The organism is Terrabacter sp. 2TAF16, assembly GCF_052115065.1.
In the GTDB taxonomy this organism is placed as follows: Bacteria; Actinomycetota; Actinomycetes; order Actinomycetales; family Dermatophilaceae; genus Terrabacter.
In genome coordinates, this window is record NZ_JBFRFZ010000005.1 from 263,021 (window position 1) to 289,827 (window position 26,807).

24 protein-coding genes are annotated in these 26,807 nt (G+C 72.4%); 4 read left to right on the top strand and 20 right to left on the bottom strand.

Translation table 11 applies throughout. The features are described from left to right. Positions 1 to 2: 2 nt before the first annotated feature. Entirely contained in the window at positions 3 to 1,376 is a 1,374-nt protein-coding gene (locus AB4Z14_RS08440) for an MFS transporter (protein ID WP_442274817.1), read from the bottom strand. Positions 1,377 to 1,447: 71 nt separating this feature from the next. On the opposite strand from AB4Z14_RS08440, the gene AB4Z14_RS08445 reads away from it, so the two are divergent. Continuing rightward, positions 1,448 to 2,455 (top strand): GlxA family transcriptional regulator, encoded by a 1,008-nt coding sequence (locus tag AB4Z14_RS08445; RefSeq protein ID WP_442274818.1) that lies wholly within the window; start codon positions 1,448 to 1,450, stop codon positions 2,453 to 2,455. A 61-nt stretch (positions 2,456 to 2,516) separates the two neighbouring features. Here the strand turns inward: AB4Z14_RS08445 and AB4Z14_RS08450 are convergent, their stop codons facing one another. From AB4Z14_RS08450 to rpsB, 15 genes are all read right to left on the bottom strand, one after another. After that, positions 2,517 to 3,665 carry a N(5)-(carboxyethyl)ornithine synthase gene (locus AB4Z14_RS08450; RefSeq protein ID WP_442274819.1) on the bottom strand — a complete coding sequence of 383 codons (1,149 nt, stop codon included), beginning with the start codon at positions 3,663 to 3,665 and terminating at the stop codon, positions 2,517 to 2,519. A gap of 148 nt (positions 3,666 to 3,813) precedes the next feature. Continuing rightward, entirely contained in the window at positions 3,814 to 5,049 is a 1,236-nt protein-coding gene (rlmN, locus tag AB4Z14_RS08455; protein ID WP_442274820.1) for a 23S rRNA (adenine(2503)-C(2))-methyltransferase RlmN, read from the bottom strand. Between the two features lie 149 nt (positions 5,050 to 5,198). Then, complete coding sequence (locus tag AB4Z14_RS08460; RefSeq protein ID WP_442274821.1) at positions 5,199 to 6,029, bottom strand: SDR family NAD(P)-dependent oxidoreductase; 831 nt, start codon at positions 6,027 to 6,029, stop codon at positions 5,199 to 5,201. A gap of 4 nt (positions 6,030 to 6,033) precedes the next feature. Continuing rightward, positions 6,034 to 7,002, bottom strand: a complete 969-nt coding sequence (locus AB4Z14_RS08465) for a phosphatidate cytidylyltransferase (RefSeq protein WP_442274822.1) — start codon at positions 7,000 to 7,002, stop codon at positions 6,034 to 6,036. A 16-nt stretch (positions 7,003 to 7,018) separates the two neighbouring features. Next, positions 7,019 to 7,576: a ribosome recycling factor gene (gene frr, locus AB4Z14_RS08470; protein WP_056753911.1), complete on the bottom strand. Its 558-nt coding sequence runs from the start codon at positions 7,574 to 7,576 to the stop codon at positions 7,019 to 7,021. A 114-nt stretch (positions 7,577 to 7,690) separates the two neighbouring features. Then, positions 7,691 to 8,419 (bottom strand): UMP kinase, encoded by a 729-nt coding sequence (pyrH, locus tag AB4Z14_RS08475; protein ID WP_056770006.1) that lies wholly within the window; start codon positions 8,417 to 8,419, stop codon positions 7,691 to 7,693. A 79-nt stretch (positions 8,420 to 8,498) separates the two neighbouring features. Next, positions 8,499 to 9,638: an aminotransferase class V-fold PLP-dependent enzyme gene (locus tag AB4Z14_RS08480; RefSeq protein WP_442274823.1), complete on the bottom strand. Its 1,140-nt coding sequence runs from the start codon at positions 9,636 to 9,638 to the stop codon at positions 8,499 to 8,501. A 14-nt stretch (positions 9,639 to 9,652) separates the two neighbouring features. Next, positions 9,653 to 12,376 carry a DUF4153 domain-containing protein gene (locus AB4Z14_RS08485; protein WP_442274824.1) on the bottom strand — a complete coding sequence of 908 codons (2,724 nt, stop codon included), beginning with the start codon at positions 12,374 to 12,376 and terminating at the stop codon, positions 9,653 to 9,655. Next, positions 12,373 to 13,167 carry a response regulator gene (locus AB4Z14_RS08490; RefSeq protein WP_442274825.1) on the bottom strand — a complete coding sequence of 265 codons (795 nt, stop codon included), beginning with the start codon at positions 13,165 to 13,167 and terminating at the stop codon, positions 12,373 to 12,375. The genes AB4Z14_RS08485 and AB4Z14_RS08490 overlap by 4 nt, the downstream gene beginning before the upstream one ends. Positions 13,168 to 13,282: 115 nt before the next feature. Next, positions 13,283 to 13,801: a DsrE/DsrF/DrsH-like family protein gene (locus AB4Z14_RS08495; protein WP_056770018.1), complete on the bottom strand. Its 519-nt coding sequence runs from the start codon at positions 13,799 to 13,801 to the stop codon at positions 13,283 to 13,285. Further along, positions 13,801 to 14,115: a TusE/DsrC/DsvC family sulfur relay protein gene (locus AB4Z14_RS08500; protein WP_442274826.1), complete on the bottom strand. Its 315-nt coding sequence runs from the start codon at positions 14,113 to 14,115 to the stop codon at positions 13,801 to 13,803. Before AB4Z14_RS08500 ends, AB4Z14_RS08495 begins: the two co-directional genes overlap by 1 nt. A gap of 31 nt (positions 14,116 to 14,146) precedes the next feature. Beyond that, positions 14,147 to 15,394: a type III sulfide quinone reductase, selenoprotein subtype gene (gene sqr / locus AB4Z14_RS08505; RefSeq protein ID WP_442274827.1), complete on the bottom strand. Its 1,248-nt coding sequence runs from the start codon at positions 15,392 to 15,394 to the stop codon at positions 14,147 to 14,149. Between the two features lie 128 nt (positions 15,395 to 15,522). Beyond that, positions 15,523 to 16,122: an antibiotic biosynthesis monooxygenase gene (locus AB4Z14_RS08510; RefSeq protein WP_442274828.1), complete on the bottom strand. Its 600-nt coding sequence runs from the start codon at positions 16,120 to 16,122 to the stop codon at positions 15,523 to 15,525. Positions 16,123 to 16,273: 151 nt separating this feature from the next. Further along, positions 16,274 to 17,104 (bottom strand): translation elongation factor Ts, encoded by an 831-nt coding sequence (gene tsf, locus AB4Z14_RS08515; protein WP_442274829.1) that lies wholly within the window; start codon positions 17,102 to 17,104, stop codon positions 16,274 to 16,276. Between the two features lie 64 nt (positions 17,105 to 17,168). Further along, positions 17,169 to 18,116, bottom strand: a complete 948-nt coding sequence (gene rpsB, locus AB4Z14_RS08520; RefSeq protein ID WP_442274830.1) for a 30S ribosomal protein S2 — start codon at positions 18,114 to 18,116, stop codon at positions 17,169 to 17,171. 285 nt (positions 18,117 to 18,401) lie between these two features. On the opposite strand from rpsB, the gene AB4Z14_RS08525 reads away from it, so the two are divergent. The 3 genes from AB4Z14_RS08525 to AB4Z14_RS08535 all read left to right on the top strand — a co-directional run bounded on the left by AB4Z14_RS08525 (position 18,402) and on the right by AB4Z14_RS08535 (position 22,530). Beyond that, positions 18,402 to 20,318, top strand: coding sequence for a DUF6541 family protein (locus AB4Z14_RS08525; RefSeq protein WP_442274831.1), 1,917 nt, complete (start codon positions 18,402 to 18,404; stop codon positions 20,316 to 20,318). 243 nt (positions 20,319 to 20,561) lie between these two features. Next, a complete protein-coding gene (locus AB4Z14_RS08530) occupies positions 20,562 to 21,731 on the top strand; it encodes a pyridoxal phosphate-dependent aminotransferase (protein ID WP_442274832.1) in 1,170 nt (389 codons plus the stop codon). A 253-nt stretch (positions 21,732 to 21,984) separates the two neighbouring features. Beyond that, positions 21,985 to 22,530, top strand: coding sequence for a murein hydrolase activator EnvC family protein (locus AB4Z14_RS08535; protein ID WP_442274833.1), 546 nt, complete (start codon positions 21,985 to 21,987; stop codon positions 22,528 to 22,530). Between the two features lie 17 nt (positions 22,531 to 22,547). On the opposite strand, the gene AB4Z14_RS08540 is transcribed toward AB4Z14_RS08535, so the two are convergent. The 4 genes from AB4Z14_RS08540 to AB4Z14_RS08555 form a co-directional block, all read right to left on the bottom strand. Then, a complete protein-coding gene (locus AB4Z14_RS08540; protein ID WP_442274882.1) occupies positions 22,548 to 23,477 on the bottom strand; it encodes a tyrosine recombinase XerC in 930 nt (309 codons plus the stop codon). A 226-nt stretch (positions 23,478 to 23,703) separates the two neighbouring features. Further along, positions 23,704 to 24,810, bottom strand: a complete 1,107-nt coding sequence (dprA, locus tag AB4Z14_RS08545; RefSeq protein WP_442274834.1) for a DNA-processing protein DprA — start codon at positions 24,808 to 24,810, stop codon at positions 23,704 to 23,706. Between the two features lie 63 nt (positions 24,811 to 24,873). Then, positions 24,874 to 26,436 carry a YifB family Mg chelatase-like AAA ATPase gene (locus tag AB4Z14_RS08550; protein ID WP_442274835.1) on the bottom strand — a complete coding sequence of 521 codons (1,563 nt, stop codon included), beginning with the start codon at positions 26,434 to 26,436 and terminating at the stop codon, positions 24,874 to 24,876. Beyond that, the gene (locus AB4Z14_RS08555) at positions 26,436 to 26,801 is read right to left on the bottom strand and encodes a YraN family protein (RefSeq protein WP_442274836.1); all 366 of its coding nucleotides are present in this window, start codon (positions 26,799 to 26,801) and stop codon (positions 26,436 to 26,438) included. The genes AB4Z14_RS08550 and AB4Z14_RS08555 overlap by 1 nt, the downstream gene beginning before the upstream one ends. Positions 26,802 to 26,807: the final 6 nt, after the last annotated feature.

Genomic DNA, 26,807 nt, shown 5'->3' on the forward strand with positions numbered 1-26,807 from the left:
CCTCACTGTGCCGCCGGTGGCGCCGCCGCGCCAGAGTCGGTGCGCCGAGGTGACGCATCTGACAGACGAGCGGTCGTGATCGCGACGCACATCACGGCGGCAACGAGGCACAGCGCGCCGGCGACGTACCAGGCGAGGTCGTAGGTGCCGAGCTGGTCGCGGACGAGACCCGCCCCGAGGGCCGCTGCGGCGGCCCCGATCTGGTGCGAGGCGAAGACCCAGCCGAAGACGATCGGCGCGCGCTCGCCGTACGCACTGCGACACAGGGCGATCGTCGGGGGCACCGTCGCGACCCAGTCGAGGCCGTAGAAGAGGACGAACGCGAGCATGTTGACGTGCATCGAGTCGCTGAAGAGCGCCGGCAGCAGGAAGAGCGAGCCGCCGCGCAGCGTGTAGTAGGCCGCGAGCAGGATCCGTGGGTCGACCCGGTCGGTGAGCCAGCCGGAGAAGACGGTGCCGACGATGTCGAAGACGCCGACGAGGGCGAGGAGGCCGGCGGCGGTCGTCGTCGGCATGCCGTGGTCGTGGGCGGCCGGGATGAAGTGCGTGCCGACGAGGCCGTTCGTCGAGGCACCGCAGACGGCGAAGCTGCCGGCGAGCAGCCAGAACACCTTGGTGCGGGCCGCGTCACGCAGGGTCGCGAGGGCCAGGTGCGCCGGGTGGCCCGTCGGCCGGGGCGGACGACCGACCGGGGTGCCGGCCGGGGCGCCGTAGGCCGTGATGCCGAGGACGCTCGGGTGGTCGTGCAGCTTCCAGAGCACGAGCGGGACGACGGTCAGGGCGGCGGCCGAGGTGACGACCGCCGCGGTGCGCCAGCCGTGGTTCTCGGCGAGCCACGCGAGGACGGGCAGGAAGATGAGCTGACCCGTGGCACCCGCGGCCGTGAGCACGCCGGTGACGAGGCCCCGCCGCTCGACGAACCAGCGCCCCGTGACGGTCGCGACGAGGCTCATCGCCATGGCGCCGGTGCCGAGGCCGACGACGATCCCCCAGCACAGGACGAGCTGCCACGAGGCCGTCATCCAGATCGGCAGGAGGGAGCCGACGCTGACGAGCACGAGGGCGACGGCAACGACCCGCTGGATGCCGAGGCGCTCCATCAGGGCCGCCGAGAACGGTGCCGCGAGCCCGAAGAGGACGAGGTTGACCGACACGGCGCCACCGATGACGCCCATCGACCAGCCGAACTCCTCGTGGAGCGGCGTCATGAGCACGCCCGGCGTCGAACGGAAGCCGGCCGCGCCGATGATCGTCAGGAAGGTGACAGCAGCGACCCACCAGGCGGGGTGGATCCGGTGGCCGGATCGGCTCGGAGTGACGGCAGGGTCGGGTGGGGCGTCGTCGGGGACGTCGGCGCGGCGGTCGGTCAGGCTCACGGACCCACTGTGCAGGATCGGAGTCCGTCGCGACGAGTGGCCGGAAGGACATGATGTGCAAAGATCTGGCCATGACCGCCGCGCTCCCGCGACCGCACCGCGTCGCCGTCCTCGCCCTCGACGGCGTCGTGGCGTTCGAGCTCGGGCTGCCACACCGCTTCTTCAGCGCGAGCGCCCTCGACCCCGGCTGGCCCGGCCGCCTCACCGGCGCTCCCCCGCCCTACGAGGTGTCGATGTGCACGCTCGACGACGGACCCGTCATGACGTCGGCCGGCTTTGCCGCTCTGCCGACCCACCCGAACTCCGTTGTCGCGCAAGCTGACACGGTCGTCGTTCCGGGCATCACGAACACCCCCATCGTCACGCGGGGCGAGCTGCCCGCCGACCTCGTCGCGCTCGCCGGCAGGGCCCGTCCCGACGCGCGGTGGCTCTCGATCTGCACGGGCGCCTTCGTCCTCGCGGGCCTCGGCAAGCTCGACGGCCGCGAGGCGACGACCCACTGGGTCTACGAGGACCTCTTCCGCCGCCACTTCCCCACTGTCCACCTCGACCCCGACGTGCTCTACGTCGACCACGGCGACGTCCTCACCTCCGCCGGCAACGCCGCGGGCATCGACCTGCTCCTCCACGTGCTGCGGAGCGACCTCGGCACCGAGGCCGCGAACCGGGTCGCCCGTGGCGCCGTCGTCGCGCCGTGGCGGGCGGGCGGGCAGGCCCAGTTCATCGAGCGGCCGGTGCCCGACGCGTCCGACGCGGGCACCGGGTCGACACGGACGTGGGCCCTCGAGCACCTCGACGAGTCGATCGGCCTGGCCGACCTGGCCCGGCACGCCGGGACGAGCGTGCGCACGTTCACCCGCCGCTTCCGGGAGGAGACCGGCGAGACGGCGGGCACCTGGCTCGCGCGGGCTCGCGTCGACCGGGCCCGACACCTGCTCGAGACGACCGACCTGCCCGTCGACCGGGTGGCCGCCGCGGCCGGTTTCGGCACGAGCGCCTCGCTGCGCCAGCACCTCGCGGCCGCTGTGGGACTCTCGCCCCTGGCCTACCGTCGCACCTACCGGGCGGAGCCGGCCTGAACGGCCACGTCCGCGCCGGCCAGGCCCGCGCGCGCCGCAGCACCCGGCATACGACCCCTCGTCAGGTCGCGAGCGGCAGGTGCGGGTGCTTCGGCGAGCGGCCCTGGAACGACAGGATCGCCGGGTTCTGGATCTCGCCGTCCCGGATCTCGATCGCCCGCCGGACCGTCGAGTTCGCGTCCCAGGCCTCAGGCCCGCCCATGACCGTCGGCAGGAAGGGCAGCAGCGCCTCGCTGATCTCCCACGTGGCGGCGTCCCAGAGGTAGGACGGGCTGTGGTCGACGGCGTAGTAGAGCACGTGGTCGCCGACGAGGAAGGTGGGGTCGGTGAAGGTCGTCGGCTTCGCCCAGCTGAAACCCATGCCCTCGTCGCACGACACGTCGATGACGATGCTGCCCGGCGTCATCCGCTTGAGGTCGTCGTCCGTCATGAACGTGATCGGGGCGTCGGTGTCCTGGAGCACGCAGTTGACGACGATGTCGTGCTCGGCGAGGAACTCCCCGAGGGCCACCGGGCCGTCCTCGGTGACCGCGTGGCTCACGCGCGCCGTCGTGTCGTCGGTGTCGAAGTGCACGATCCTGGCCGAGTGGATCGGCGACGCGACAGCCGCCTTCTGACGGTGCGTCAGCACGTCGACGTCGCCGATCCCGAGCGCCTTGAGCGCGGTGACCGCCCCGCGGGCCGTGGCGCCGAAGCCGATGACGACCGCGCGGCGCTGGGGGCCGTAGTCACCGGTGATCCCCGCGATCTGGAGGGCATGGAGCACCGAGCAGTAGCCGGCGAGCTCGTTGTTCTTGTGGAAGACGTGGAGGCTGAACGAGCCGTCCTTGTTCCAGTGGTTCATCGCCTCGAAGGCGATGAGCGTCAGCTTCCGGTCGATGGCGACCTGCGTCAGCTCGGCGTCCTGCACGCAGTGCGGCCAGCCCCAGAGCACCTGCCCGACCCGCAGGGCCGAGATGTCACTGAGCAGGGGCTTCGGCGCGAGGATGACGTCGCACTGCGCGACGAGCTCCTCGCGACTGAGGAACCCGCCGACGTAGCGCTCGAGCTGGTCGTCGGACACGCCGTGCCGCTCGCCGTAGCCGGTCTCGAGGAAGATCCGCCCGCGCAGCTCCTCGGGGATCCGGTCGACGTGCTTGGGGTGCAGTGGCAGCCGGTGCTCGTTCTCCTTGAGCGACCGGGCCATGACGCCGAGGCTGAGCTGGACCATGCGAGGACCTCCTGGTGGGCCGCCCCGTGCTCTGCCCGGCGACTCGTCACCAGTGCCCGAGCCGGGCACGACCCCGCCAGCGTACGCGGGTGAGCCGGATGACGCGCTGAGCCGGCCGCAGGCCTCGTCGAGTCGTCGAGTCGACGGGTCAGGCGGTCGACGCGGCGAGCTGGCCGCAGGCCCCGTCGATGTCCTGGCCGCGGGTGTCGCGGATCGTCGTCGGGATGCCGTGGGCACGCAGGCGCTCGACGAAGTTCTGCTCGACGCCGGGCCGGCTCGCGGTCCACTTCGAGCCGGGCGTCGGGTTGAGCGGGATCGGGTTGACGTGCACCCACCCGCGGCCCCGCCGGTTGAGCTTCTCGCCGAGCAGGTCGGCGCGCCAGCCCTGGTCGTTGATGTCGCGGATCAGGGCGTACTCGATGGACACGCGACGGCCGGTCGCCTCGAAGTAGCGGTAGGCGGCGTCGAGCGCCTCGTCGACGGACCACCGGGTGTTGATCGGGACGAGCTCGTTGCGCAGCTCGTCGTCCGGGGCGTGCAGGGAGAGCGCGAGGGTCACCGGGATGCCCTCGGCCGTCAGCTTGTCGATGCCGGGGACGAGCCCGACCGTCGACATCGTGATGCCGCGGGCCGACATGCCGAGGCCGTCGGGCGCGGGGTCCGTGAGCCGGCGGATCGCGCCGATGGACGCCTTGTAGTTGGCGAGGGCCTCGCCCATGCCCATGAAGACGACGTTGCTGACGCGCAGCGGCGCCTCGCGGTCGTCGTCACCGCCCCCGGCGAGCTCACCCCGTCGCAGCGCCCGGGCCGCCCAGACGACCTGCTCGACGATCTCGCCGGCGGACATGTTGCGGGTCAGGCCGGCCTGGCCGGTCGCGCAGAACGGGCAGTTCATGCCGCAGCCGGCCTGGCTCGAGATGCAGATGGTGACGCGCTTGGGGTAGCGCATGAGCACGGACTCGACGATCGCGCCGTCGTGCAGCCGCCACGCGTACTTCATCGTCTGACCGTCGTCGGCGACGCGCTGGACGATCGGCGTCAGCAGCGTCGGGAGCAGGCCTGCGGCGAGCTCGGACCGCACGGCCTTCGGCAGGTCGGTCATCTGCTCGGGGTCGTCCTCGAGCCGCTCGAAATAGTGGGTCGAGAGCTGCTTGGCCCGGAAACCCTTGTGCCCCAACGACTCCACGGCCTCTTTGCGCTCGGCCGGCGTGAAGTCGGCGAGGTGCCGCGGCGGCTTGCCACGACGGGGCGCCTGGAAGGTCAGCTGCCCCGGCACGGGGCGGGCGGTCGTCGGCTCGGGCAGCACGACGGGCGCCGGCACGGACGCGGGCTCGGTGGCGGACTCGGAGGCGGACTCGGAGGCGGGGGCTGGGGTGTCGGTCATCTCCCCTCCAGTCTCTCAGGTGGAGTCAAAACGGGTCGGCCGGGCGCGGTGGCCAGCACCGAGGCCGTATGCCGCCCTCCCGCAGCCGGTGCCCACGCCCGGTGCCCACGCCCGGGGTCACGCCTGGTCACGTCGGCGGTCTCGAAGGGTCACGCCTGCGCGCGCTGCTCGCTGACCGCGTTGCCGCCGTCGACGACGAGGACCTGGCCCGTGACGTAGGACGCCTCACGGCTGGCGAGGAAGGCGATCGCCGCGGCCACCTCGTCGGCGCTGCCTGAGCGACCGAGCGGTGTGGCCCGCCCGTCGCGCGCCTCCTCGTCGGTCTGCGAGCCGGTGGCGACCCAGCCCGGGGCGACGGCGTTGACCGTCGTGCCGTGTGGGCCCTCGTCGACCGCGAGGGCCCGGGCGAGCCCGACGAGCGCGGCCTTGGCCGTGGCGTAGGCGACCTCGCCCCGCATCGCCATGACGCCGCCGGTGACACTGCTCACGAGCACGAGACGGCCTGCCCCGGACACCCGAAGGTGCGGCAGGGCGGCCCGGCTCACGAGATAGGCGGTGTCGAGGTTGCGGGCGAGTGAGCCTCGCCAGCGCGACGGGTCGGTGGACCGCAGGTCTCCGCCGAGCGGGTCGGGGTCGGCGGCGCTCGTCATGCCGGCGTTGTTGACGACGACGTCGAGGCGACCGTGCTCCGCGAGGCAGGCGGCCACGAGCGCGCCGGCCTCGGGTTCCCGGGTCAGGTCGCCGACGTGGCCACTGGCCGTCACGCCGTCGCGACGGAGCTCGGCGACGCGCTCGTGCACCCGGTCGGTCGTGGCCGCGACGACGACGGCGGCACCGAGGCGGCCAAGCATCCGTGCGGTGGCGAAGCCGATGCCGCTCGCGCTTCCGGCACCGGTCACGAGCACGACCCGGCCGGTCTGGTCGAAGGGCGTGGCCTCGGAGCCGGACGCCCGGTCCGCGGCCACTCGCTCCGCGACCACCCGGTCAGCCCGGCTTGGCGGCGAGGAGCGTCAGCACGGCCCAGACGATGGGGGCCACGACGACGAGCGAGTCGAGCCGGTCCATGACACCGCCGTGACCGGGAAGGACGTTGGACATGTCCTTGATGCCGAGGTCCCGCTTGATGAGCGACTCCATGAGGTCGCCGACCGTCGCGGCGACGGCCACCCCGACACCGAGCGCGATCCCGATGACCCACGAGTGGTCGAGCAGGAAGTGGACGGTGAGCGAGCCGGCGACGACGCACAGCAGCACCGAGCCCGCGAAGCCCTCCCACGACTTCTTGGGGCTGATGGTGGGCGCCATGGGGTGCTTGCCGAAGAGGACGCCCGCGGCATACCCGCCGACGTCGCTGCACACGGTCGTGATGAGGAAGACGAAGAGACGAGCGACGCCGTCCTCCGGGGCGAGCAGCAGGATGGCGAAGCCGACGAGGAACGTCGGGTAGGTGGCGATGAAGATGCCGCCGAGGACGTCGCGCCCGGCTCCGTCGAGGCGTCCAGTGCCGCGCCAGAGCACGACGGCCAGGCACGTCAGCGACCAGGCCACGACGAGACCGGCAGGCCCGTGGACGAAGGCCGCCCACAGCATGACGACCATGCCCACGACCGGTGGGACGAGGGGAGCCCGGACCGCGGCGTGCCGCAGGGCCGCCCGCAGCTCCCAGATGCCCACGGCCACGGCGAGCGCGACGAGGACGATGAACGACTCCTTGCGGATGAGCAGGGTCGCGACGATGAGCGCTCCGAGGCCGACACCCACCCCGATGGCCGCGGGCAGGTTGCGTCCCGCGCGGCTCTGCTTCTGCTCGATGACCTCCTCGGCGGCGAGGCCGGCGAGCTCGTCGAGCGCAGGGTCGTAGGGGACGGGCTCGAGCGGCCCGGCCCCGCCGTCGCCGGCCTGGGCCGCGGGTGCGGGGTCCACGGGGTCCGACGGGGAGTCTGTCGTCATCATCGGTCGAGCATCGAGGTCACACCTCGAGCAGCTCGGCCTCCTTGGCCTTGACGAGTCCTTCGACGAGGTCGGTGTGCTTCTTGGTCAGGCCGTCGAGCTCCTTCTCGGCACGCGACCCGTCGTCCTCGCCCACCTCGCCGTCCTTGACGAGCTTGTCGAGGTCGGTCTTGGCCTTGCGACGGATGTTGCGCACCGAGACCCGCGCCTCCTCGGCCTTGTGGTTGGCGAGCTTGATGTACTCGCGGCGGCGCTCCTCGGTCAGCTCCGGCATGACGCAGCGGATCTGGTTGCCGTCGCTGCTCGGGTTGACGCCGAGGTCGGAGTCGCGGATGGCGCGCTCGATCTCGTGCATCGCCGACTTGTCGAACGGGATCACGAGGATCGTGCGGGGCTCGGGGTTCTGGAACGAGGCGAGCTGCTGCAGCGGGGTCGGCGCGCCGTAGTACTCGACCGTGAGCTTGTTGAACAGGCCCGGGTTGGCGCGCCCGGTGCGGATGCCCGCGAAGTCCTCCTTGAGGACCTCGACGGCCTTGTCCATCTTCTCCTCGGCCTCGAACATCGTCTCTTCGATCATGGCTCTGGCTTCCTCGTCCCTCGTTCGTGGGGTGCTGCGGGGGTGGTGCAGGGGTGACAGGTGGTTCGGGTGCTTCGCGGTGGTCGTGCTCGCGCGCGGCAGGTGCCGCGGCGCTCAGGCGTTGGTGACCAGCGTGCCGATCTTCTCACCGAGCAGGGCGCGCGTGATGTTACCCGCGCCTTCCATGCCGAAGACGACCATGGGCAGCTTGTTCTCCATGCAGAGGCTGAAGGCCGCCGCGTCGACGACCTTGAGCCCCTCGACGATGGCGTCCTGGAACGTGACCGTCTCGAGCTTCTTGGCGTCGGGGTTGGTACGCGGGTCGGCGTCGTAGACACCGTCGACGCCGTTCTTGGCGATGAGCACGGCGTCGCACTTGATCTCGAGGGCGCGCTGGGCGCTGACCGTGTCGGTCGAGAAGAACGGCATGCCGGCGCCGGCGCCGAAGATGACGACGCGGTGCTTCTCGAGGTGGCGGATGGCCCGGCGCGGGATGTACGGCTCGGCCACCTGCTGCATGGCGATCGCGGACTGCACCCGCGTCTCGATGCCCTCCTTCTCGAGGAAGTCCTGCAGGGCGAGGCAGTTCATGACGGTGCCGAGCATGCCCATGTAGTCGGCACGCGTGCGGTCCATGCCGCGCTGCTGGAGCTCGGCGCCGCGGAAGAAGTTGCCGCCGCCGATGACGACGGCGACCTCGACGCCCCCGCGCACGGCGTCGGCGATCTGCTTGGCGATGCCGGAGACGACGGCCGGGTCGAGGCCGATGCTCCCGCCCCCGAACACCTCACCGGAGAGCTTGAGAAGGACCCGGTGGAAGGGGGTTGTCTGGGCGTCGGTCATGGCGCAGGGCCTCCTCGTGGGCAGCGTTCCGGCGGTCGGTCGATCTTTCCACATCCGGCGGACATCGGCCGCATCGGGTTCAGGCGGTTCGGACCTCGGACAGCAGGCCCGGCAGCACGGCCGCGAGGCGGGCGTAGTCGTCCTCGTCGTTGTACGGCGCGGCGGCCAGCCGCACGTAGCCGCGCCCCTCGAAGGCCACGGGCGGCACGACGAGCCCGACGGCATACAACCGCTGCCACAGGGCCTCGGCGTCCTCGGTCGTCGTCGCCACCCCGTCGGGCAGCGCAACGAGGCGCAGGCACGGGGCGGAGGGTATGCCGCCGTGCGGGCCGCCCGTGCCGAGCGCGTCCCGCACGAGCTCGGCCCCGCGCAGGAGCAGGTCGGCGTTGCATCGGACCTGTTCCCAGCCACCGAGGGCGGCCCAGGCGGCCAGGCCGTCGGGCACGGCCACCCACGACGAGTGGTCGACGGTGCCCTGGAGGTCGAAGCGCTCGGGGAAGGGCAGCCCGTGGCTCCACGAGGTGACGAGCGGACGCATCGTGTCGCGGTGCTCGGGAGCCACCCAGAGCGTGGCGGCGGCGCGCGGCGTGTAGGCCCACTTGTGCAGGTTGCCCGCCCAGAACGCCACCCCGAGAGCCTCGACGTCGAGGTCCGGCAGGGCTCCGGGCACGTGGGCGGCGTCGACGAGAACCGGGACGGGTGCGACGGCGGCTGCCACCTCGGCGACCGGGAGGACGAGGGCCGTCGGGGAGGTGATCTGGTCGATGACGACGAGGCGGGTGCGGTCGGTCACGGCGGCCGCGAAGGCCGCCACGACGTCGTCCGGGTCGCTGTCGACGCCGAAGCCCGCCGTCCGCAGCGTCGCACCGCGCGCCTCGGCGGACCAGCCGGCCGTGAGGTAGCCGTGATTGCCGACGACGACGTCGTCACCGGGGCCGATGCCGAGACCCTGGAGCACGACCCCGACAGCCTCGGTGACGTTGCGCACGAGGGCGGTCGACCCCGCCGGCACGCCGAGGAAGGTCGCGGCCGCCTCGCGGGCACCCGAGAGCGTCACGGGGAGCTCGTCGCGGAAGGCCCGCATCGGCGCCCCCTCGATGCGGGCCCGGGCGCGGTCCTGCGCCTCGCGGACCGATCGGGGCACCGCCCCGAACGCACCGTGGTTGAGGTGGGTCAGGGCCGGGTCGAGCTCGAACAGGTCGGCGATGTCGCGGCGCACCCGGACATCCTGCCTCAGCGGTTGAGACCGCCCGACATCAGGCCCGGGCACCGCGCCGCCTCGGCGGGGGTCATCGGCGCGACGTCCACGGAGGCCTCCCGGGAGCGGCCGAGGTTCCACGACAGGGCGTCCTCGCGGGAGGCACGTGCCGAGATCGTCGACGGGAGCACGATGCAGGCCGAGACGTCGCGCGGCAGGCCGGCGACGATCGCCGGGGTGGCGTCCGCTCCCAGCGTCCGGAGGTAGGCCGCGTCGAGCTTGCCCGTCGCCTGGTAGCGGTCGATGTTGCGCTGTGCGACCCACGCCTCGGGGTTGGCCAGGCCCCCGACGAGCACGATGGCAACAGCAGAGACGAGTGCGGCCCGCGGCAGCCACCAGCCCGAGAGACGCACCCCGGCGACGAGGACGAGCACGACGAGCAGGCCGAGCCAGAGCTCGAAACCGTCGACGAGCACCCGGAGCAGCGTGAAGCCGTAGGCCTGCTGGTAGAGGTCCATCCGGTGCAGGGCCGAGGCGACGACGACGAGCGTCAGGGCGCACAGCGCTCCGAGCGCGACCCGCAGCACGAGACGCTCGCGGGACGTCGAGCGTGGCGCCTTGCGGACCGCGAGCGCCACGGTCGCCAGGGTGAGCACCGTGGCGGCGGTGAGCTGGCCGAAGCCCTGGTGGACGTACTCGGCATACGTCAGGCCGGTCGTGCGCTGGACGTAGTCGTGACCGCCGAACAGCGCCGCGGCCTGGGCGACGACGAACGCGGCGAAGAGGGCGACGACGAGGCCGACGGGCACGACCCACTCCCAGAGCCGGGCCACAGGGCGACCCTCCGGCAGCGCGACCCGGTCGACGCGCGGCGGGTTGAGGGCGACGTAGGCGGCGGCGAGCAGGGCACCACCCATGACGAAGCCGACGAAGAAGCGGAAGGTCAGCCCGTCCCACGCGAAGTGCGGCACGATCGCCTGCGCCCACGAACCGAAGACCGCGTCGCCGGAGGCGAAGAGGCCGCCGAAGACGACGAGCGCGACGAGCGAGATGGCGGCCGTGCGCACGACCGGCCACACGACGTTGATGCGGCTCGTCGCGGCGACGGTGCGCCCGAGCAGCGGCAGTCCGCGCACGGCGGCGAGGGGCCAGGAGGCGAGGCCGGCGACGACGGAGAGGAATCCCCTGGCGTCGGTGAGGGCCGTGGTCAGCACGACGACCCCGAGCATGACGGAGATGACCGTGAGCCACTCGGCGGCTCGCAGCACCGAGAAGGAGGCGAGGCCGACGCAGAGCACGCTGCTCACCGTGGTCCAGCGGCTGGCACGGTGGCGCGTCGAGCGCCACAGCACGACGCCGCCGAGCAGGAGCACTCCGAAGAGGGCGACCCCGATGTCGCGGTAGGGCAGCAGGACGGCGGACAGCACGCCGACGCCGACGCAGAGCAGCAGCAGGCGCACCTGCGGCCCGAGGCCGGCCTCCGGCCAGAGGTCGCCGAAGAGCGAGTCGACGACGGGCCTGGGCGCCCCCACCGGAACGCCGGCGTATGCCGTCGGGCGCCCCTCGGAGCCCGGGCCGCCCGGCGCTCCGGCCGGGGTGGGTCCCGCCGCGGCGGGGAGGGGTGCGGGCACGGTGGGCTCCTGGGTGTCGGGCGCCACGGCGGGCGCGGTCGCGTCGGTGGTGACGGTGGAGATCGTGGGGATCGTGGGACCGGAGGGGACCTCCGCGAGGCCCTCGGTGGCAGACGGCGACGTGCGGGCAGGGGTGCGGGGCAGGACGGCCCGGAGCCGGGCGCCGTGCTCCCCCTCGGGGGGCGAGACCGCGGAGATCGACCCGCCGTGCAGCTCGCACACCCAGCTCGCGATGGCGAGCCCGATGCCCGTGCCTCCCCCGGCGTCGTCGCCCGACCCGAAACGGTCGAAGATCCGGTGCACGTGCTCGGGCGGGATGCCCGGTCCCTCGTCGGCGACCATGAGCCACCACCGGTCCGGGCCGTCGGGCCCCGCGCTCACGGTGACCCGGCCACCGGCCGGGCTGTGCCGGTCGGCGTTGTCGAGCAGGTTGGCGAGCAGCTGCGCGAGGCGGGCCGCGTCCCCGGTGACGCGAAGGTCCGCGGGGACGTCGACGACGTGGACGGTGCCGCGCCGGGAGACACCGGCCTCGGCCACGGCGCCCTCGACGAGCTCGCGGACGTCGACGTCCGCGAGTGCGAGCGGAGCGCGACCGCCGTCGACGCGGCTGAGGTCGAGCAGGTCGCCGACGAGCGTGCCGAGCCGCTCGGCCTGGGCCAGCGCGGTGCGCAGGACGGCGTCGTCGGGGCGCACGACACCGTCGACGAGGTTCTCGAGCAGGGCCTGCTGGGCGGCGAGCGGTGTGCGCAGCTCGTGGGACACGGTGGCGACGAGCTGGCGTCGCTGCTGGTCGGCGCCGGCGAGGTCGGCCGCCATGGTGTTGAAGGCGTCGGCGAGCACCCCCACCTCGTCGGCGGACGTCGCCGTGACGCGCTGCGAGTAGTCCCCCGTCGCCATCCGCGACGCCGCCGTCGTCATCTCGCGCAGCGGTGAGGTCATCCCGCGAGCCAGCCACTGGGTGACCCCCAGGGCGGCGGCGACCGTCACCGGGAGGGTGAGCCAGCCAGGCACACCGGCCCGGTCACCGATGACGGACACGAGCGACGCGGCCACGATGCTGGCCGCGACGAGCAGACCGAGCTTGGCCTTGATCGAGCGGATGCCGTCGAGGGGCCGGTCGGCGTTCACGGCCGCGCCTCGTCGGGCGCCTCGGGGGTGTCGTCGTGGTCGACGGCCTTGCCGGCCTCGACGGCCTCGCCGGCCTCGCCGGCCTCGAGCGCGTAGCCGACGCCGTGGACGGTGCGGACGCGGTCGGCCCCGATCTTGGCGCGGAGGGACTTGACGTGACTGTCGAGGGTGCGGGTGCCGCCGGCGTCCGCCCAGCCCCAGACCTCGCGCATCAGCCCGTCGCGCTCGCGCACCGCCCCCGGCTCGGCCGCGAGGGCCAGCAGGAGGTCGAACTCGAGCGGCGTCAGGTGCACCTCGCTCCCCCGTGCCGAGACGCGGCGCGCCCCGCGGTCGACGGTCAGGTCGCCGACGGTCAGCACCGGCGGCTGCTCGGCGGCCAGCTCGCGCGCCCGCTCGACGCGACGCAGCAGGGCGCGGATGCGGGCGACGACCTCACGCATGCGGAACGGCTTGGTGACGTAGTCGTCGGCGCCGACGCCGAGACCGACGAGCAGGTCGGTCTCGTCCGCGCGCGCCGTGAGCATGAGGACCGGCACCGGGCGCTCCCCCTGGATGCGTCGGCACACCTCGAGCCCGTCGAAGCCGGGCAGCATGAGGTCGAGGACGACGAGGTCGGGGGCGTGCTCCGCGTGGGCGGCGACGGCGCCCGGCCCGTCGAAGGCCTGGATGACCCGGAAGCCTTCTGCCACAAGTCGATCCGTGACGGCCTGGTTGATCGTCGGGTCGTCCTCGACGACGAGCAGCACGGGAGCGCTGGCGCTCGAGGACGGTGTGGCATACCCCTGGTTCATGCCCCTGAGCCTAGGAGCGGGCGCACGGGGGGCGAGGGTGCGACGTGTGGAGATCGTGTGAAGGCCGGCCGGGCCCACACCGGCCCGACCGGCCGCACCCACCCACCACGGTGGCTCAGATGAAGAGCAGCTGCGCGCCCTCCGTCAGCTCGATGAAGTCCGAGGCCGAGATGATCCCCTCGACGTCGTCCCGGAGGTCGCCCTCGGTCAGGTGCTGCATGTCCGCCGACATCCGGCAGGCCCACAGGTGCCCGCCCGAGCCGACGATCTGGTCGAGGAACTCCGGGACCTCGGGCACGTCGAGGTCGGCGATGGCCTTCTTCATCTGCGACGTGGCGAGGTGCGTCATCCCGGGGATCCCGCCGAGTCCCTGCGGCAGGTGCGTCGCGGTGTTGCCGAGCATCGTGAACTTCAGGTCACCCGAGGTCTTCTTGTTGATCATGTCGAAGCCCCAGAAGGTGAAGAAGAGGTGCGTCTCGACGCCCTCACCCAGGGCCGCGTTGGCGAGGATGAGGCCCGGGTAGGCCATGTCGAGGTTGCCCTTGCTGCAGATGATCGCCAGTTTGCGGCCCTGCGACTCGGGCGCGTCGAACCTCGGCACGAACGGGGTGGTCTGGTCGGCGTGCGTGGTCATCACACACATCCCTTCGGCTTGGGCAGCCCCGCGACGTAGGCCATCTTCTTGGCCGGCTTGCCGGGGAAGAGGTCGAAGAGGGACTTGATCGGGGTGCCGGTCTGCGTGCTGACGCGGCGGAGGGTCGCGGTCTCGCCCTGGTGGGCGAAGTCGTCGCGGAGGAAGCGGACGAGCTTCCAGTGGTCGGCCGTCAGCTCGATCCCGATGAGCCGGGCGAGCTCGGTGCCGAGGTCGTCGGACCACTGGTCGGGACGGGTGAGGAAGCCCTCGTCGTTGACCTCGACGGCTTGGCCGGCGATCGTCGTGGTGGGCATGGTGACGCTCCTTGTGTGTGTCTGGTCGAGCTCAGGCGACGGAGACCTTCCCCGCCATCGACATCTGCGCGGGCAGGCCGAGAGGTCGTCCGGGGAGCAGGAGGTTCCAGTAGATGTGGCGGAACGCGAGCTTGCCGACGTGGTTGGCCCGCGACTCCTTGAGCAGGGTCATCGGACCCAGGTGTGGCAGCGGGAACGTGCCGGTCAGCGGCTCGGTGTCGTAGTTGAAGTCGAGGAGCATCGCCTTGCCGCCACCGGACTCGACGAAGCAGTTGGCGTGCCCGTCGAAGGAGTGCTTCATGGCCTGCCCGCGAGCGTGCTCGACGAAGTTGTCGACGAACACCTCGACGGAGAAGTGCGCGACGGAGCCGGCCTTGGAGGTCGGGATGGTGCTCGCGTCGCCGAGGACCCAGATCGCCGGGTGCTCGGTCGAGCGCATCGTGTGCTTGTCGACCGGGACGTAGTTGAGCTCGTCGCCGAGTCCCGACCGGGCGACGAAGTCGGCGCCCATGTTGAGCGGGATCGTCACGAGCTGGTCGTAGGCGACCTCGCGCTCGTCGTAGGACACGATGACGCGCCGCTCCTGGTCCACGTGCTCGACCATGAAGTCGGTCTCGAGGGTGATCCCCTTGTCGGCGAGCAGGTGGCCGAGCTCGCGGCTCGCGACCGGCTTGGTGAAGGCGCCGTCGAGCGGGGTCACGTAGACGATCTCGGAGCGGTCGCGCAGACCCCGGCGGCGCAGGAAGTCGTCGGCGAGGAAGGCGAACTCGAGGGGCGCCACCGGGCACTTGATCGGCATCTCGGTGACGTGCACGACGAGCCGGCCGCCCGAGAAGCCGGCGAGCGACTCGCGGAGCGCCAGGGCGCCGTCGTAGGTGTAGAACTCGCCGACGCTGCGGTGCCACTCGGCCCCGAGCATCCCCGGCGTCTGGTCGGGACGGGGGCTCGTGCCGGAGGCGATGACGAGCTCGTCGTAGACGAGGGTGCGCCCGTCGAGGAGCGACACCTCACGGGCCTGCGGGTCGACGCGGTCGACGTCGCCGAGCACGAGCTCGACCCCCTCGGTGATGAGCCCGTGACGGGTCCTTCTGACCTGCTCCGGCTCGATGAGCCCGAAGGGCAGGAAGAGGTAGCCCGGCTGGTAGTCGTGCAGGTCGTCCTTGTCGACGACGGTGATGCGCCACTCGCTGGTGGGGAGGCGGTGCCTCAGCTTGTTCACGACCATGGTGCCGGCCGTGCCCGCTCCCAGGACCACGAGGGTTCTCATGGTGGTGGTCATGCTCCAAAAGTACCCCCGCGGGTATCAGGAGCGCTGTGAGCCACCAGACAGAAGGACTGTGAGGTGCGAGACAAAGGCTTGCCTCACAAGCGATTTCGCCGACATCGCTGTCAGCCGGACCCCAGTCGTCAGTCGGTCTTGAGCCACCGACCGAAGAGCCGGGTCACGAACGGGAGGAAGACGTAGGTCATCCACGGCGTCGCGAGCAGGGTCGTCACGAGGACGCGCAGGACGACGGGCCAGTCCCCGCTCCACGACGAGAGGAGGTACGACAGCGCCAGACTGGTCGGGAAGAAGGCGATCCAGATGACGCTCGCCTGCTTCCAGCGCGGCGGCGCAGGCGGTCCCACCGGTCCGGTCGCCCCGGCCTCGTGCACCGACGACGACGCCGGCTCGTCGAACCAGCCCTCGATGCCGGTCCGGTACTCCGTGCGGCGGTGCTCGACGAGGTCGGCCGCCGAGCGCAGCCACCGCAGCCGCTCGGGCGACCGCTCCCACGTGTCGAGGTGGGCGCGCGAGTCGAAGCGGTAGAGCATGTGCCAGTCCTCGGTGCCGGACCGCACCCATCCGGCGCCGAGGAAGCCCTCGAAGTGCTCGGCCATCGAGGTCCCGGCGTGGACCCAGGCCTGCATGAGCAGCTCGTCCTCGGGGGCCACGCGACGGGTGATCGAGACGGTCAGGGGGCCGTCGACCTCGGCAGCGGCCGGCGTGTCGGTGCTCGTGCTCATGGGACTCCTCCTGGGGTGGGTCCGGAGCGGCCGGTGACGGCCCCGGAACGCGACGATGCCGGCCGCCCCGGAGGGGGCGACCGGCATACGTCGTCGTGATGCGCGGGTTCTGCGCTACGCGTGCCGCGAGGGCACGAGTGGGGTCAGGACCTCACTGGCCGACGCGGAAGCGCGCGAAGGACGTCGCCGTGGCGCCGCCCTCCTCGAGCACCTTGCCGACGGTCTTCTTGGCGTCCTTGGCGAAGGCCTGCTCGAGCAGGACGTTCTCCTTGAAGAAGCCGTTGACGCGACCCTCGATGATGCGGGGAAGGGCAGCCTCGGGCTTGCCCTCCTCCTTGGCCGTGGCCTCGGCGACGCGACGCTCGTTCTCGACCGTCTCGGCCGGGACCTCCTCGCGCGTCAGCACCGTGGGGCTGAACGCGGCGATGTGCATCGCGACGTCGCGACCGACGGTCTCGTCGCCACCCTCGAGCGCGACGAGGACACCGATCTGCGCGGGCAGGTCGGGGCTCGTCTTGTGGAGGTAGGACACGACCTTGTCGCCCTCGAGGCGCGCCACGCGGCGGACCTCGATCTTCTCGCCGATGGTGGCGTTGGCCTCGTCGAGCAGCTCCTGGACGGTCTTGCCGTCCTCGAGCGTGCTGGCGAGGAGCGAGTCGGCGTCGGTGGCGCCGGCGGCGACGGCCTGCGTGAGGACCTGGTCGGCCAGGGCGATGAACTTCTCGCCCTTCGCGACGAAGTCGGTCTCGCAGTTGACCTCGACCAGGGTGCCGACGCCGTCGGTGGCCGAGGCCGCCACGAGACCGTTGGAGGCCGAGCGGCCCTCACGCTTCGTGACGCCCTTGAGGCCCTTGACGCGAAGGATCTCGATGGCCTTGGCGCGGTCGCCCTCGGCCTCGTCGAGGGCCTTCTTGACGTCCATCATGCCGGCGCCCGTCTGCTCGCGCAGCGCCTTGATGTCAGCGGCGGTGTAGTTCGCCATGCTCTGTATCGCTCTTTTCGTCAGTGGAGATTGACTCGTGTGGTGCGGCTGGTGCGGAAGACCGTCAGGCCTTCTCGGCACCGGCCGTCGCCTCGGCGGGGGCCTCGGTGGCCTCAGCGGCCGGAGCCTCAGCAGCCGGAGCCTCAGCGGCCGGAGCCTCCGTGGCGTCAGCGGCCGGAGCCTCGGTCGCCTCGGTCGCCTCGGTCGCCTCGGCGGCGGGCGCCTCGGTGGTCTCCGTGCCGGCGGCGGCGTCGGCGTAGAGCTCGCGCTCCCACTCGGCCAGCGGCTCCTCGGCCTGCGCGTCGCCACCGGACTTGCCGGACGAGCGCTGGACGAGACCGTCGGCGACGGCGTCGGCGATGACCCGCGTCAGCAGCGTGACGGAGCGGATCGCGTCGTCGTTGCCGGGGATCTTGTAGTCGACCTCGTCTGGGTCGCAGTTCGTGTCGAGGATCGCGATGACCGGGAGGCCGAGCTTGCGCGCCTCGTCGACGGCGAGGTGCTCCTTCTTGGTGTCGACGATCCACACGGCCGAGGGGACCTTGGCCATGGTGCGGATGCCGCCCAGGGTGCGCTCGAGCTTGATCATCTCGCGCTTGAGGATGAGCAGCTCCTTCTTCGTGTAGCCCGAGCCGGCCACGTCGTCGAAGTTCAGCTCCTCGAGCTCCTTGAGGCGCGTGAGGCGCTTGGAGATCGTCTGGAAGTTGGTGAGCATGCCACCGAGCCAGCGGTGGTTGACGTACGGCATGCCGACGCGCGTCGCCTGCTCGGCGATGGGCTCCTGGGCCTGCTTCTTCGTGCCGACGAAGAGGATGGTGCCACCGTGGGCGACCGTCTCCTTGACGAAGTCGTACGCGTTGTTGATGTACGTCAGCGACTGCTGCAGGTCGATGATGTAGATGCCGTTGCGCTCGGTCATGATGAAGCGCTTCATCTTGGGGTTCCAGCGACGGGTCTGGTGCCCGAAGTGGACGCCGCTCTCGAGGAGCTGGCGCATGGTGACGACGGCCATGCCGTGTTCTCCCTTGGTTCGATGTTGTCAGTTGTGCGTGGGCGCCGACGCCCGGCGGTCACGTCACAGACGTGGCCCGGCGGGCGGCATACGACCTCACTCCTGGCGCCTGACGCACCCCGCCCCGCCGCGAACGGTGGGGACTGCCGTGGTGTGACCCGGTCCGGCGGACCGGCAGAAGACGCGCGAATTACGGTCCGTGCGACGAGCACACGGGACCGCCGACCATCGTACGTCCTGACCCGGGTTGTGGAGAAATCGTGGCGACCCGACAGAATGGCCCGCATGGCGCACTGGGTGGAGACGATCCCGGCCTTCGTCGTCCTCTCGGTGGTGCTCTTCCTGCCCGGCTGGCTCGTCGTGCGCGCCCTGGGCGCGCGGGGTCTCGAGGCTCTGGCCGTCTCCCCGGCGGTCTCCGTCGGCATCATCGCCGTCTGCGCGACGCTCGCGCAGCGGGTCGGGGTGCGCTGGGGGCTGCTGCCGCTCGTCGTCGTCACGGCGATCGCCGTGGCCGTCGCCTGGCTCGGGATGCGGCTCTTCGGCCGCCACGACCCGGAGCTCGGCGCGGCCCGCCGTCTCCTCGGCCGGCCGCGGCCCGACGCGGTCGTCGCCATCGCCATCGGGGCCGTCCTCGCGCTCGCCACGATCCTCCCGGCGATCGGGCGACCCGACGAGCTCGTCGACTCCCCCGACGCCGTCTACCACCTCGGGCGCATCAAGACCTTCCTCGAGACCGGCAACTTCTCGATCGCCAACCCGACCTTCTACCCCAACGGCTTCCACTCCTGGATCGCGACCAGCCTCGTGCCCGGGGTCGCCGACGTGCTGCCCGGCACCAACGTCGCGACGATCGTGCTGGCGGCCCTCGTGTGGCCGGTCGGCTGCGTGGCCCTCGTGCGCCACGCGCTCGGCACCTCCCGCCTCGTGACGTATGCCGCCGGGTTCGCCTCCGCAGCCTTCATCGCCTTCCCGACGATCCTCCTCGGCTGGGGCGTCCTCTGGCCCAACCTCATGGCGACGGCGCTGACCCCCGGCGCGCTCGCCCTGATGCTCCAGGCCGCGCGGTCCGGGCGCATCGGGCAGTGGCTCGCCTTCGGCGCCGCCCTGCCGGGCCTCGCCCTGATCCAGCCCAACGCGCTCGTGGCCCTCGTGCTCTTCGCGCTCGTCTGGTTCGTCACCGCGAGGGTGCGGGCCGGACTGCTGCACCACGTCTCGTGGTGGGTCGTCGCGCGCGACCTCGCGATCGTCGCCGTCGTCGGTGTGGCCGGGCTCGTGGCGGCTCCCGTCGTGTCGGCCCAGCTGGCCTCGACCCAGTCCTACGAGTGGAAGGACCGGGTCTCGGTCTGGACCGCCCTCGTCGAGGTCGTCGGCGGCCGGCTGCAGATCCCCGACGTGCTCTGGGGTCTCGTCCTGCTCATCGCCCTCGGGATCGGCTGGATCGCGCTGCGCGCCAGGGCCGCCCTGCCGGTCGTGGCCATGTGGGGCGCCGTCGTCGTCCTCTACGTCATGGCCGCGTCGTCGACGATGTCGTGGACCTCCCTCATCACGGGCTACTGGTACAACGACAAGGTCCGGCTCGCCTCGCTCGCCGCCGTCCCCGGCGTCGTCCTCGTCGCCGCGGCCGCCCCGGCCCTGCGCGAGCTGCTGCGCAAGGTGCCCGGCCTCGGGTCGCGGCCCGTCGTCGTCGGGCTCGTCGCGGTGCTCGTCATCCCGGTCCTCACGCTCGGGCTCAACGGCGCCACCCGCGAACGGATGCTCACCGGCTTCTTCCAGCCGGACGAACCGAAGAAGGTCATCCTGTCGTTCGAGGCGCAGGACTCGCTGCGCCGGCTCAACGCCCTCATCCCTCCCGGCGAGGGCGTCGTCGGGCGCCCCGAGAACGGCTCGCCGCTCATGTGGCCGCTCTTCGGGACCAACACCCTCTACCGCTCGATCCCGATCCCCACGACCGGCGACGAGATCGTCATCGGCACCGGCTTCGACGACATGGCGAACCGGCCGGACGTCTGCGCCGCCATGGCGCGCCACGACATCCGCTGGGCCATCGACTCGACGCACGTCTACTGGCTCGACCGCCCGGAGCGCTCGTCCGGGCTCAAGGACCTCGCAAACGTGGACGGCGTCGAGCCCGTGCGGACCGACGGCGACTACACGCTCTACCGCGTCACCGGGTGCGGGCTGGGCGCCGCGGCGGCCTCCTGAGCCGGCCGGACGGCATACGCCTCGGGTCTGCCTCGCCGACTCGTGGACGGCGCGTAACACTCTCGGCCCGCCCGCGATGGTGGGGGTGGAGATCCCACACGGACCCCCTGACCGGGTGGGATCTCCACTCACGTCCGCGGCAAAGGACCCCTCCACAGCCGCCGCAGGGCGCAGAGCCCCCGCCCGGTGCCCCGGCGGGGGCTCTCCCCCGTCCTCGGGTCGGTCGTGGCTACGCTCGGAGCCATGAGCTCGCCGCTGATCTCGCGCATGCAGCCCTTCGGGACGACGATCTTCGCCGAGATGTCGGCGCTCGCGACCCGGACCGGCGCCATCAACCTCGGGCAGGGCTTCCCCGACACGGACGGGCCCCGCGAGATGCTCGAGGCGGCGAAGGCTGCGATCGACGGCGGCCGCAACCAGTACCCGCCGGGGCCGGGGGTCCCGGAGCTCCTCGAGGCCGTCGCCGCGCACCAGCAGCGCTTCTACGGGATCTCGCTCGACCCCGCGTCGCAGGTGCTCGTCACCGCCGGTGCGACCGAGGCGATCGCGTCGGTCGTCCTCGCCCTCTGCGAGCCGGGCGACGAGGTCGTCACCTTCGAGCCCTACTACGACTCGTATACCGCCACGATCGCTCTCGCGGGAGCGACCCGCCGCACGTCGGTGCTCCGCTTCCCCGACTTCGCGGTCGACGAGGTGTCGCTGCGGGCAGCCTTCTCCCCCCGGACCCGTCTCGTGCTGCTCAACACGCCGCACAACCCGACCGGCAAGGTCTTCACGCGGGCCGAGCTCGATCTCATCGCGTCGCTCGCGCGCGAGCACGACGCCTGGGTCGTCACCGACGAGGTCTACGAGCACCTCGTCTTCGACAACGCCGAGCACGTGCCGATGGCGACCCTGCCGGGCATGGCCGACCGCACCATCACGATCAGCTCGGGCGGCAAGACGTTCTCGGCCACCGGCTGGAAGGTCGGCTGGCTCTCGGGTCCCGCCGAGGCGGTCGCGGCGGCGCGCACCGTCAAGCAGTTCCTCACCTACGTCGCGTCCGGACCGTTCCAGCCGGCCGTCGCCCTCGCCCTCGGGCTCGGCGACCAGGTGTATGCCGGCCTGCGGGACTCGCTCCAGGCCAAGCGCGACCTGCTGTGCTCGGCGCTCGAGGCGTCGGGCCTGCAGGTCGCCCGCCCGTCGGGCACGTACTTCGTCATCGCCGACGCCGCTCCGCTCGGTGCCGTCGACGGGCTGGAGTTCGCCCGCCGACTGCCGGACCTCGCCGGGGTCGTCGGGGTGCCGGTGTCCGTCTTCCACGACGACCAGGAGGCGGCGCGCACGTTGGTGCGGTTCGCCTTCTGCAAGAAGGACGAGGTGCTGCTCGAGGCCAGCCGCCGCCTCGCCGCCGCCGGCACCCGAACCGCCTGACCGCCCCATCGCCCGCCCAGTCGAATGAGCGCCCCGTCCCACACGAGTGAGCGCGCAATCACACTCGAGTGGCCCCGCCGTCACACCTGACCCAGTGGAGTCAGCGGCCGGTCCTACTCCACTCGAGTGGCCCCGCCGTCACACCTGACCCTCACGTGACGGCCTTTCCACAGCCACCGGGCGAATGGGCTGGTCATCCACAGGCAGACGAGGACACGTCGCACGACTGCGGTTGCGGGACGAGCATGACGGGATGTCCATCGGGTCAGCACTGCTCAGCGCCGTCCTTGCCGTTGCGTCTGTGTCCGGGGCGAGTGCGGCGCCGTTCGCCCCCGTGGGCATGGCGGGTGCCCGGCCGGCCACTCAGGTCGCGTCGAGCCCCTCGGCTGCTCGGTGGGGGTGGCCGTTCGACCCCGAGCCCGAGGTGGTGCGGCGCTTCGACCCGCCCGACCAGCCGTGGCTGCCCGGCCACCGCGGCGTCGACCTCGCCGCCACGGTGGGTCAGCCCGTCCGGGCTCCGGCCGCGGGGCGCGTCTCCTGGAGCGGCGTCATCGCCGGACGTGCCGTCGTCGTCGTCGCGCACGGCAGCGGCCTGAGGAGCACCTTCGAGCCGGTCGCCGCGGTCGCACCCGTCGGCACCGCGGTGGGCCGCGGTGACACCGTCGGCGTCCTGACGGGAACCCCGGGTCACTGCGCCCCTGGCACCTGTCTGCACTGGGGCGTCCTCCGGGGCGAGACCTACCTCGACCCGCTGTCGTTCGTGGGCCGGGCGCCGGTCGTCCTGCTCCCGCTCACCTAGGAGCCACCGGCCCCCGGTCACGCTCGAGGATGGGCCTGCTCGTAGCTGCGGCGGAGCCGGTCGACGGAGACGTGTGTGTAGATCTGCGTCGTCGCGAGGCTCGCGTGGCCGAGGATCTCCTGGACCATCCGGAGGTCCGCGCCGCCCTCCAGCAGGTGGGTGGCGGCGCTGTGACGCAGGCCGTGCGGACCGAGGTCCGGCGCATCGGGCAGGTGCGAGAGCAGCTCGTGCACGGCGGATCGGACCTGCCGTGCGTCGACGCGCCGGCCCCGGCGTCCGAGGAAGAGCGCAGGTCCGGAGTGCTCACCGACGAGCCTGGACCTGACCGCCAGCCACGCCTCTATGGCACGCGCTGCCGGGGCACCGAACGGCACGATCCGCTCCTTGGCGCCCTTGCCCATGACCCGCACGACGCCCTGTGCCAGGTCGAGGTCGTCGATGTCGAGCGCTGCGAGCTCCCCCACGCGGATGCCGCTGGCGTACAACAGCTCGAGCACCGCGCGGTCGCGCACGTGGATCGGATCCTCGTCGTCGGCTCGGGTGGCGGCGAGGTCGAGCATCTCGCTGGCCTCGCCCTGACGAAGGACGCCGGGGAGCGTGGCGTGCCGCTTGGGTGCGACGAGGCGCAGGGACGGGTCGGTGGGGATGCGACCGGTGTGTTCGGCCCACCGGAGGAAGGTGCGCGCGGACGCAGCGCGGCGCGCGATCGTCGCTCGGGCAGCGCCGGCGTCGGCCTGGACCCCCAGCCACGCTCGCAGGTCCCCGATGCGCAGGTCACCGATCTCGTCGATCCCGCGCGTCGCCGCGAACGTCAACAGGTGCCGGACGTCGCCGAGGTAGGCACGCCGGGTGTGGACCGAGCGACCCCGCTCGGCGCCGAGGTGACGGGCGTATGCGTGGAGCAGCTCGGCGTGCTGCTCGAGCACGTCCGGCACCGCCTTGACCACATCCGTCACTCCCGCACCATCGCAAAGCGCCGGTGGTTAGGCAAGTACCGCACCGCGTCGGGAGCGAGGGCCCGGGCTCGAGTCCGAGGCGCGCCCTCCTCGAGTGAGACCGGGCGTTCACTCGAGTGGCCGCGTGACCCGACCCGTCACTGACCGCCTCGGGACCCGTGTGGCGGAGCGGCCACTCGAGTGGGACTGGGCCGCTCACTCGAGTGGGACTTGGCGCTCAGTCGGGCTTGGCTGGGCGGGGCTGGGGGCGTTTGCGCCAGGTGCCGGCCGACTCGGTCACGAGGCCCTGCCGCTCGAGGCGTCCGAGCGCCGCGCGGACCGTGAGCGGCGCGAGGGCGACCTGGCGGACGACGGCGTCGAGGGTCAGGCCGGAACGGAAGGGCACGACCTCGAGGACCGAGGCATCGAGAGGTGGCAGGTCGTCCTCCGGGCGGACCGGCCCGCGGACCGGCTCGCACGCGTCGTCGCCGAGGTCGCCCACGAGGTCGATGACCTCGTCGGCACTCGTGACGAGGACCGCCCGGCCGTCGCGGATCTCCTGGTGACAACCGGCCGACGTCATCGACGTCGTCGGACCGGGCACGGCGCCGACGTGGCGGCCGGCCTCGATCGCGTGCTTGACGGTGTTGCGCGACCCGGAGCGCAGGTCGGCCTCGACGACGATCGTGCCGCGCGTCATCCCGGCGATGAGCCGGTTGCGGGCGAGGAACCGGGACTTCATCGGCGCCGACCCGGGTGCCACCTCCGACACGACGAGTCCGTCGCGGGCGATCCGTGAGATGAGGGTGGCATGCGCCGCGGGGTAGGGCCGCTCGACCCCTCCGGCAAGGACGGCGATGGTCGCTCCGTCGACGGCCAGGGCACCGCGGTGGGCACTGCCGTCGATGCCGAACGCGGCGCCGGACACGACGCTCCATCCCCTCCGCGCGACGCCGGCCGCGAGGTCAGCAGCGACCTGCTCGCCGTAGCCGGTGGCGGTCCGGGAGCCGACGATCGCGACGGAGCGCTCCACCGTCTCGGCAAGGTCGAGTGGTCCGCGGACCCAGAGGCAGTAGGGCGGTACGGGGATCTGCGCGAGCCGCTCCGGCCACTCGTCGTCGCCGGGCACGACGACCCGCGCGCCGACCTTCGCCGCGATGTCGAGGTCGCGCTCGGTGTCGAGGGTGGCCAGCCGGGCGCGGAACCGGGTCAAGGTGCCCCGGCCGGCGCGGATGCGCTCGAACGTCCCGACGGCCCCGAGCTCTTCGACGAGACCGGGCACCTCCTTGTCGCACGGCTCCGCGAGACGCGACAGCGCCGCTCGGGCGAACCGCTCAGCGTCCACGGCGCACCCCCGCCGTCGAGACCACGCGACCGTGAGGCGCCCAACGGCGCCGGCCTTGCACGTTCATGCGGCCACCCCGGCCCGGTGGCGCAGTGACAGTGCGAGGTCGACCTCCTCGCGCCCGGGGCGTTGGAGACCCATGACGTCGGCGATGGTCCAGGCGCAGCGCAAGGTGCGGTCGTAGCCGCGGAGGCTGAGCGAGCCGCTCTCGAGGGCGCGGTCGAGGGTCGTCGTGGCCGAGGTCGGGAGCCGCCACGGCCGACCGCGCAGGACCGAGCCCGGGACGTCGGCGTTGACCCCGCGACGACGCTCGAGCACCTCGCGCCAGCGCTCACTCTGTGCCTCACGCGCCCCGGCCACCCGTGCGGCCACCGACGTCGTCGACTCACCCGCGGGTGCCCCCGCCATCGACAGGCCCGGAGGCTGGACATGGACCTGCAGGTCGACCCGGTCGAGGAGCGGCCCGCTCAGCTTGCCGAAGTAGGAGCGGCGCATGAGCGGCGTGCACGTGCAGTCGAGACCCTTGCCCCACCCGTTGCCGCACGGACACGGGTTGGCGGCGAGGACGAGCTGGAAGCGCGACGGGAACGTCACGGTCTCGTGCGCGCGGGCGATGGAGACGGACCCGCGCTCGAGCGGCGTGCGCAGCGACTGCAGGACCCCCTTGTCGAACTCGGGGGTCTCGTCGAGGAAGAGGACTCCTCGGTGGGCCTGGGTGATGGCGCCGGGCCGGATGTGTCCGCTGCCGCCACCGATGACCGCGGCCTGTGACGCGCCGTGGTGCGGCGCGACGAACGGGGGTCTCGAGATGAGTCGCACGTCCTCACCGGCGCCGAGGGCACCCAGGACGGAGTGGATCGCCGTGACCTCCATCGCCTCGGCCTCGTCGAGGGCCGGCAGCAGTCCCGGCAGCCGTTCGGCGAGCATCGTCTTGCCCGCACCGGGTGGACCGGCGAGCAGCAGGTGGTGACCGCCGGCCGCCGCGATCTCGAGCGCCAGCTTGGCGTCGGCCTGCCCGACGACGTCGCTGAGGTCGCGCACCGCCTCGGGAGGCGGCGGCACGACGAGCGGCACCGGGACCTCGTCGACGCCACGGCCCTTGCCCAGCGCGTCATAGCGCCGGACGAGCTCGGTCACGTCGGCCACGGGGTGGACGCGGACGCCCGAGACGAGACGGGCCTCGCCGGCGTTGCCGACGGGGACGACGACATGACGCACCCCGGTCATCGCGGCCGCCCGGACCAGGGGCAGCACGCCGGGGACGGGTCGCACCGTGCCGTCGAGACCCACCTCTCCGATGTGCACGAGGTCGCGCACCACCGTGGGTGGCACCAGCCGCATCGCGGCGGCGACCGCGACGAAGATGGCCAGGTCGAAGCCGGTGCCGATCTTGCGCTCCCCCGCGGGCGAGAGGTTGACGGTGACGCGACGTTGGCTGACCGGCATGTCGTCGATGCGGGCGGCGGCGGCCCTGATCCGGTCGGACGACTGCTTGACCGCCGAGTCCCCGAGCCCGCTGATCGCGAAGCCGGGCAGGCCGGGCGTCACGTGCGCCTCGACGTCGACGACGAACCCGTGCACCCCACGCAGCCCGACCGACCGCGTGCGGCCGAGGCCGGTGCCCATCAGCACACCCCGCGCAGGTGCTGGAGGCTGGCCCGTCCCGAGCGCGGCCGCAGGATCGAGATGACGTCGATGCGCAGGGCAAGTCCCCGCGCGAGCTCGTCGTGGTCGTCGCGCCAGAGCCCGGCCAGCCGCCGCAGCCGACGCTGCTTGCGCCACGTCACGGCCTCGAACGGCGCGCCGAAAGCCTCGCTCGTGCGGGTCTTGACCTCGCAGACGACGAGCTCGCGGCCGTCGACGGCGACGACGTCGATCTCGCCGCGCGCGCAGCGCCAGTTGCGGTCGATGACCGTCAGGCCCTCAGCGAGCAGGTAGCGGCACGCGAGTCGTTCGCCGTAGTCGCCGAGGGCACGGGTGGAGAGGTCCATGACGAC